At 75.5% G+C, this 8,468-nt stretch carries 2 protein-coding genes and 1 pseudogene; all 3 read left to right on the forward strand.

Features of this window, described 5'->3' with window-relative positions; translation table 11 throughout:
- The first annotated feature begins 36 nt into the window (after nt 1–36).
- Complete coding sequence (locus tag Apa02nite_RS48065) at nt 37–240, forward strand: hypothetical protein (RefSeq protein WP_239165093.1); 204 nt, start codon at nt 37–39, stop codon at nt 238–240.
- A gap of 79 nt (nt 241–319) precedes the next feature.
- Nucleotides 320–526, forward strand: coding sequence for a helix-turn-helix transcriptional regulator (locus tag Apa02nite_RS48070; protein WP_239165094.1), 207 nt, complete (start codon nt 320–322; stop codon nt 524–526).
- 195 nt (nt 527–721) lie between these two features.
- Nucleotides 722–8,468: pseudogene (locus tag Apa02nite_RS51785) on the forward strand (SDR family NAD(P)-dependent oxidoreductase); the annotation flags it as partial.

An 8,468-nucleotide genomic window follows, 5' to 3' on the forward strand; every position in this document is an offset into this window, starting at 1 on the left:
GGCCATCAGGGCGAACGCCCCGTCTGGGATTGCAGGATGTGCGGCCAGCCGTGGCCTTGCGCGGTTGCCAAGGTCGAGCTTGCTGAGCAGTACCAGCGGTTCCCGCACGGCCTCGTCGTCTATCTCAGCTCGTGTCTGATCGATGCGATCGACGACTGGGCGGCCGGCCCGGGCGGGCTGCCGCCGGACCTGTATGAGCGGTTCCTCGGCTGGTCGGACAAGCCCGGGCTTGCAGCATGACGGCGGAAGCCCGCCCGGAGAAGGCCACCCGGCATCGCCCAGGCGGAGGGGCCGACATGCGGCACGACCGGAGACCACGATGACCGACGCGGCGGCCGGCTCCTCGTTGATGGGCGCACGGGAGATCGCTGACCGGATGGGCCTGTCGCGCCAGCGCATTCAGCAACTCGCCGAGCGCCCCGACTTTCCTGCCCCCGTGGCGTTGCTGCGCATGGGTCGAATCTGGCGAACCACCGAGATCGAGTCCTGGCTACGGACCTACCGCGACCTGGACGAGGGGAAGTGAGCGTCGCAGACGACTCAGAAGCGGTAAGCGCAGGCCGCGCCGCAGCCGCAGGGGAGTGCTAGGGGTAGGCCGGTTCGCCGGCCTGCCCCTATTTTCGGGCCAGGCTGCCTCAGTGGAGCCCGCGTCGACCGCCCGGACCGACAGGTGAGGCCCGCAGTGACCGATCAAGAGAAGCTCCTCGACTACCTCAAGCGGGTCACCGCGGATCTGCACCAGACCCGTGAGCGGCTGCGTCAGGTGGAGTCCGCCGACCGGGAGCCGATCGCGATCGTCGCGATGAGCTGCCGGTATCCGGGTGGGGTGCGCAACCCCGACGACCTGTGGCGGCTGATCAACACGGGGACCGACGCGATCGGCCGGCCACCGGCCGACCGGGGCTGGGACCTCGCCGGCGCGGACGACGGTGACGGGTATGGCGCCGAGGGTGGCTTCCTGGATCGCGCCGGTGAGTTCGACGCAGCGTTCTTCGACGTCAGCCCGCGCGAGGCGCTGTCGATGGACCCGCAGCAGCGTCAGGTGCTCGAGGCGGCCTGGGAGGTCGTCGAACGCGCCGGGCTGGACCCGGCCACGCTTCGCGGCAGCCGCACCGGCGTGTTCATCGGCTCGAACACCCAGGACTACGTGCGGCTGATCGGCGGCACCGTGCAGGCCGCCGAAGGCTTCCTGATCACCGGTACCACCGCGGCGGTGCTCTCCGGCCGGGTGTCGTACACCCTCGGCTTGGAGGGCCCGGCGGTCACCATCGACACCGCCTGTTCCTCCTCGCTGGTCGCGATCCACCTGGCCGCGCAGGCGCTGCGCGGCGACGAGTGCACGATGGCCCTGGCCGGCGGTGTCACCGTGATGGCCACCCCGGACGCGTTCACCGAGTTCAGCCGGCAGCGCGGCATCGCCGCCGACGGGCGCTGCAAGGCGTTCTCGGCGGCCGCCGACGGCATCGGGCTCGCCGAGGGTGTCGGCATCGTGATGCTGGAACGGCTCTCCCGCGCGCAGCGCCTCGGCCACCCGATCCTCGGCGTGATCCGGGGCAGCGCGGTCAACCAGGACGGCGCCAGCAACGGCATCGCCGCCCCGAACGGACCGTCGCAGCAGCGCGTCATCCGCCAGGCGCTGGCCAACGCCGGGCTGTCGGTCGACGACGTCGCCCTGATCGAGGCGCACGGCACCGGCACCCGGCTCGGCGACCCGATCGAGGCGCAGGCGGTGCTGGCCACCTACGGTCAGGACCGCACCGGTGGCCCGGCGCGGCTCGGCTCGGTCAAGTCGAACATCGGGCACACCCAGGCCGCCGCCGGGGTCGCCGGGGTGCTCAAGGCCGTGCTCGCGATGCGCCACGACACCATGCCCCGCTCGTTGCACCTGGACCAGCCGAGCCCGCACGTCGACTGGTCGGCCGGTGCGGTCGAACTGCTCACCGAGGCCCGGCCCTGGCCGCGCGGCGACGCGCCGCGCCGGGTCGGCATCTCGTCGTTCGGCGTCAGCGGCACCAACGTCCACATGATCGTCGAGGAGCCGCCGGCCCCGGTGGCCCCGGCCGAGACCGGCGTGCCGCTCGCGGCGCCGCATCCGATCGTGCTGTCCGCCCGCGACGACGCCGCCCTGCGCGCCCAGGCCCAGCAGCTCTACACCTACGTCGAGGACCGCCCGCAGATCGGCGTCGCCGACCTGGGCGCCGCGCTGGCCGGCGGCCGGGCCGCGCTGGCACAGCGCGCCGTGCTGCTCGCCGACGACCGGGCGGCGCTCACCCGCGGGCTGGCCGCCCTTGCCGTCGGCGAACCGGGCCTCGGCCTGGTCACCGGGGAACCGTCCACCGGTAAACTGGCGATGCTGTTCACCGGCCAGGGCGCGCAACGGCTCGGCATGGGCCGCGGCCTGGCCGAGCGGTTCCCGGGGTACGCGGCCGCGTTCAGCACCGTCGCCGCGGCTCTCGACCGGCACCTCGACCGGCCGCTGCGCGACCTGCTCGACAGCGAGGACCTGCACCGCACCGGGTACGCCCAGCCCGCCCTGTTCGCCGTCGAAGTGGCCCTGCTGGAGACCGTCCGCGGCCTCGGACTGGCCCCGCAGGTGGTGGCCGGGCACTCGATCGGGGAGATCGCCGCCGCGTACGCTGCCGGGGTTTTCTCCCTCGACGACGCCGCCGCCCTGGTGGCGGCGCGCGGCCGGTTGATGCAGGCGCTGCCCGCCGGCGGGGCGATGCTGGCCGTCCAGGCCGGCGAGCCCGACATCCGCGCAGCCTTCCCGGGTGTCGACGTCGCCGCGGTCAACGGCCCGGACGCCGTGGTGGTCTCCGGCACCGAGGCCGACATCGACCTGGTCGCCGCGCACGGCTGGAAGAGCACCCGGCTGCGCACCAGCCACGCGTTCCACTCACGGCTGATGGAACCGATGCTCGCCGCGTTCACTGCGGTGGTCGAGAGCCTGACCTTCGCCGAGCCCACCCTGGCCGCGGTCTCCAGCGTCACCGGCCGCCCGGTCGAGACCGGGCAGTGGAGCGACCCGGCCTACTGGGTGCAGCAGGTGCGCCGCCCGGTGCGCTTCGCCGACGCCGTCGGCGCGCTCGACGACCTCGGCGCGGGCCACTACCTGGAGCTCGGCCCGGACGCCGTGCTCACCGGGATGACCGCGCAACTGCTCCCGCACGCCACCGTGGTACCGGCGCTGCGCCGCGACCGCGACGACGCGACCACACTGCTGACCGCGCTGGGCCGGCTGCACGCCGCCGGCAGCACCGTGGCCTGGCGGGAGCTCTACCCCGGCCGCGTCGGCGAGCACCTGGACCTGCCCACCTACCCGTTCCAGCACCGGCTGTACTGGCCGTCACCGGCCGACCTGGTCACCGTGGACGCCGCCGGGCTGGGCCTGGCCGCCACCGACCACCCGCTGCTCGGCGCCGCGCTGACCCTGGCCGGCGGCGACGGCAGCGTGCTGACCGGCCGGCTCGCCGTGCCCACCCACCCGTGGCTGGCCGACCACGCCGTGGCCGGCACCGTCGTGCTGCCCGGCACCGCGATGGTCGAGCTGGCGCTGCGCGCCGGCGAGCACGTCGGCGCCCCGGTGCTCGACGAGCTGACCGTGCAGGCACCACTGCCGATCCCGGCCACCGGCGGCGGCGTTGCGCTGCAGGTGGTCGCCGGTGCGCCGGACGACGCCGGGCGCCGCCCGGTCAGCATCCACTCCCGCAGCGAGGACGCGCTCACCGACGAGCCGTGGCAGACCCACGCCACCGGCACCCTCGCACCGGCGACCGCACCGGCCGCCGCGGCGCTGGACCTGAGTGTCTGGCCGCCGACCGGCGCGACCATGCTGACCGTCGACGGGTTCTACGCGCGGCTGGCCGGCGCCGGGTTCGGCTACGGCCCCACCTTCCGCGGGCTGACCGCAGCCTGGCGCCTCGGCGCCGACATCTTCGCCGAGGTGACCCTGCCGGAGTCCGAGGCGGGCCAGGCCGGCCGGTTCCACCTGCACCCGGCGCTGCTCGACGCGGCGCTGCACGGCGTCGCCCTGGCCGAGGCCGGCACCGACCGGTCGGCGCGGATGGCGTTCGCGTTCACCGACGTCACCGTGCACGCCGTCGGCGCCACCACCCTGCGGGTGCGGCTCACCCCCGACGGCGCCGACCGGGTCGCCCTGGCCGCCGCCGATGGTGCCGGCGCGCCCGTCGTGACGGTCGGCGCCCTGGTCATGCGGGCCGCCGAGAGCGCCGCGCCGCAGGCCGGGCCGAGCCGGTCGCTGTTCGGCGTGGACTGGACCGAACACCCCCTGCCTGCCGTCGCCGCGCCGCAGGACTGGACGGCGTTCGGAGAGGTGCGCGCCACCGGCCTGCCCCTCGGTGACACCGAGGCCCCGGCGGTGCTGCTGCTGGACTGCCCGCCGGACGGCGTCGACCCGGCCGACGACCCGCTGGGCCTGGCGGCCCGGGTGCACACCGCCACCGAGCGGGTCCTGCACGCGGTGCGGCAGTGGCTCGCCGACGACCGGTACGCCGCCACCACCCTGCTGGTCACCACGACCGGCGCGGTCGCCGGCGGACCCGGCGACGAACCCACCGACCTGGCCCACGCCGCGGTCTGGGGCCTGGTCCGCTCGGCCCAGTCGGAGTATCCGGCCCGCATCGTGCTCGCCGACGTCGACGGCAGCGCCGCGTCCTGGGCCGCGCTGCCCGCGCTGGTCGCCGCCGGCGACGTCGGGCAAGCGGTGGTCCGCGCCGGCGCGGTGAGCGTGCCGCGGCTGGCCCGGGTGCTGCCCGACCCGGCGATGACCCCGCCGGACGCGCCGGCCTGGCGGCTGGAGAGCACCGGCGGCGGCACCCTCGACCGGCTGCGGCTGGCCGCCTACCCGGCGCCGCCGAGCCCGCTGGAACCCGGCATGGTCCGCGTCGGCGTGCGCGCCGCCGGCCTCAACTTCCGCGACGTGCTGATCGCCCTCGGCGTCTACCCCAGCGACAACCCCCTGGACCTGGGCAGCGAGGGCGCCGGCGTGGTCCTGGAGACCGGGCCCGGCGTCACCCACCTGACCGTCGGCGACCGGGTGATGGGCGCGTTCGCCGGCGGCTTCGGCCCGGTCGCGGTCACCGACGGTCGGCTGCTCGTACCGATCCCCGGCGAGTGGAGCTGGGCCGAGGCCGCCGCCGTACCGATGGCCTTCCTCACCGCCTGGTACGCCCTGGTCGAACTCGGCGACGTCCAGCCCGGCGAGACCGTGCTGGTGCACGCCGGCGCCGGTGGGGTCGGCACCGCCGCCATCCAGATCGCCCGGCACCTCGGCGCCCGGGTGCTCGCCACCGCCAGCCCGGCCAAGTGGGACGCGCTGCGTGCGCTCGGGCTCGGCGACGACGCCATCGCGTCCTCGCGCGACACCGGGTTCGCCACCGCGTTCGCAACCGGACCGGGCGTCGACGTCGTGCTGAACTCGCTGGCCAACGAGCTGATCGACGCGTCGCTGGGCCTGCTCGCCCCCGGCGGCCGGTTCCTCGAGATGGGCAAGACCGACCTGCGCGACCCGGCGAGCCTGCCGGACGTGCGGTACCGGCCGTTCGACCTGTTCGAAGCAGGCCCGGACCGCATCCGCGCCATGCTCACCGAGATCGTCGCGTTGTTCGAGGCCGGCCGGCTGCGGCTGCCCCCGGTACGGGCCTGGGACATCCGGCAGGCCCCCGACGCGTTCCGCTTCGTCAGCCAGGCCCGGCACATCGGCAAGAACGTGCTGGTCATGCCGCGAGCGCCGCGCGACAGCGGCACCACCGTGGTCACCGGCGCCACCGGGCAGCTGGGCACCCTGCTGGTGCGTCACCTGGTGCACACCCGCGGCGTGCGCGACCTGCTGCTGCTCAGCCGCAGCGGCACCGAGGCACCCGGCGCCGGCGAGCTGTGGTCCGAGCTGACCGAGGCCGGCGCCCGGGTCCGCCTGGTGCGCTGCGACGTCGCCGACCGCGCCGACCTCGACCGGGTGCTCGACGGCGTCGACGTACGCGCCGTCGTGCACGTCGCCGGCGTGCTCGACGACACCGTGCTGACCGGGCTGACCGCCGACCGGCTCGGCACCGTGCTGCGCGCCAAGGTCGACGCCGTGGTCAACCTGCACGACGCGACCGCCGGCGCCGACCTCGACGCGTTCGTGCTCTACTCCTCGGTCGCCGGACTCTTCGGCACTCCCGGGCAGGGCAACTACGCCGCCGCCAACGCGTTCCTCGATGCGTTCGCGGCCGCCCGGCGCCGCCGCGGCCTGCCCGCCACCTCGCTGGCCTGGGGCGCCTGGGACACCACCGCCGGGATGGCCGGCAACCTCTCCGAGCTCGACCGGCGGCGGCTGACCCGCGGCGGCATCGCCCCGCTGGCCTTGCCCGAGGCGCTCGCGCTGTTCGACGCCGCGCTCGACAGCGTCCGGCCGCTGCTGGTGCCGATCCGCATCGACCACACGGTGCTGCGTGCCCGGCACGGCGACGCCGGGCTGCCGCCGCTGCTGCGCGGCCTGGTCCGCGAACCGGTGCGCCGCGCGGTCACCGACGCCACCGCCACGTCGCTGCTGCAGCGGCTCACCGGTCTCGCCCCGGCCGACCAGGACCGGTTGCTGCTCGACCTGGTCCGTACCCAGGCCGCCGCCGTGCTCGGGCACGCCTCCGCCGACGGCGTACCGGCCACCCGGCCGTTCACCGAGCTCGGCTTCGACTCGCTGACCGCCGTCGAGCTGCGCAACCGGCTGGCCACCGCCACCGGGCTGCGGCTGCCGGCCACGCTCACCTTCGACTATCCGAGCCCGGTGGTGCTCGCGGCGTTCCTGCGCGGCGAACTGGTCGGTGCGCTCGCCGAGGCCGGCCCGGCCGCGCCGGCGCGTACCGGTGTCGCCGAGCACGACCCGATCGTCATCGTCGGGCTGGGCCTGCGCTACCCGGGCGGGGTCAGCACCCCGGAGGAGCTGTGGCGGCTGCTCGCCGACGGGCGCGACGGCGTCGCCGGGTTCCCCGACGACCGCGGCTGGGACCTCGACGCGCTGTATCACCCGGACCCGGACCACCCGGGCACCTCGTACGTGACCGAGGGTGGCTTCCTCACCGGGGCCGGTGACTTCGACGCCGCGTTCTTCGGGGTCAGCCCCCGCGAGGCGGTCACCATGGACCCGCAGCAGCGGCTGCTGCTGGAGACCTCGTGGGAGGCCCTGGAACGCGCCGGCATCGACCCGGCCACGCTGCGCGGCAGCCGCACCGGTGTGTTCGCCGGCGTGCTCTACAGCGACTACGCCAACCTGTTGCGCCAGGCCAGCACCGGCGCCGAGGGGTACGCGGGCGCGTCCAGCGCCGGCAGCCTGGTGTCCGGCCGAATCTCCTACACGTTCGGGTTCGAGGGCCCGGCCATCACCGTCGACACCGCCTGCTCGTCGTCGCTGGTCGCGCTGCACCTGGCGGCGCAGGCGCTGCGCTCCGGCGAATGCGACCTGGCGCTGGCCGGCGGTGTCACCGTGATGGCGACCGCGGGCGCGTTCGTCGAGTTCAGCCGCCAGCGCGGGCTCGCCGCCGACGGCCGCTGCAAGGCGTTCTCCGACGACGGCGACGGCACCGGCTGGGGTGAGGGCGCCGGTGTCGTGCTGCTCGAACGGCTCTCCGACGCCCGCCGCGCCGGGCATCCGGTGCTCGCCGTGGTCCGCGGCAGCGCGGTCAACCAGGACGGCGCCAGCAACGGCATCACCGCACCCAACGGGCCGTCGCAGCAGCGGGTCATCCGCCAGGCGCTGGCGGTCGCCGGGATCGGTGCGGACGCGGTCGACGCCGTGGAGGCGCACGGCACCGGCACCGCGCTCGGCGACCCGATCGAGGCGCAAGCGCTGCTGGCGACGTACGGACGGGACCGCACCGGCGAACCGCTGCGCCTCGGCAGCATCAAGTCCAACCTGGGGCACACCCAGGCCGCCGCCGGCGTGGCCGGTGTGATCAAGATGATCCTGGCCATGCGGTACGGGCAGCTGCCGCGCACCCTGCACGTCGGCGAACCGTCCCGGCAGGTCGACTGGGCGGCCGGCGCGGTCGAACTGCTCACCGAGGCCCGCCCGTGGCCGCGCGCGGGTCACCCGCGCCGCGCCGGCGTCTCGTCGTTCGGCATCAGCGGCACCAACGCCCACGTCATCCTCGAGGAGCCGCCCGCACCGGCCGACCCGCCGCCGGGCGTCACCGCGCTGCCGATCGTGCCGCTGGTGCTGTCCGGGCACGGCGCCGCAGGGCTGGCCGGGCAGGCCGTGCGGCTGCTCGACTTCCTCGACGCCCAGCCCGCCGCGCGACTGCTCGACGTCGGCGCGGCCCTTGCCGCCCGGTCCGCGCTGCCGCACCGCGCCGTGGTGCTGGCCAGCACCGCCGACCAGACCGTCGTGGACGTCCTCGACGTCGCCACCGGCGTGACCGCCACTCCGGCGGCCACCGACGGCCGCCTCGCGGTCGTCTTCACCGGCCAGGGCT

It is taken from the genome of Actinoplanes palleronii (assembly GCF_016862315.1).
In the GTDB taxonomy this organism is placed as follows: domain Bacteria; phylum Actinomycetota; class Actinomycetes; order Mycobacteriales; family Micromonosporaceae; genus Actinoplanes; species Actinoplanes palleronii.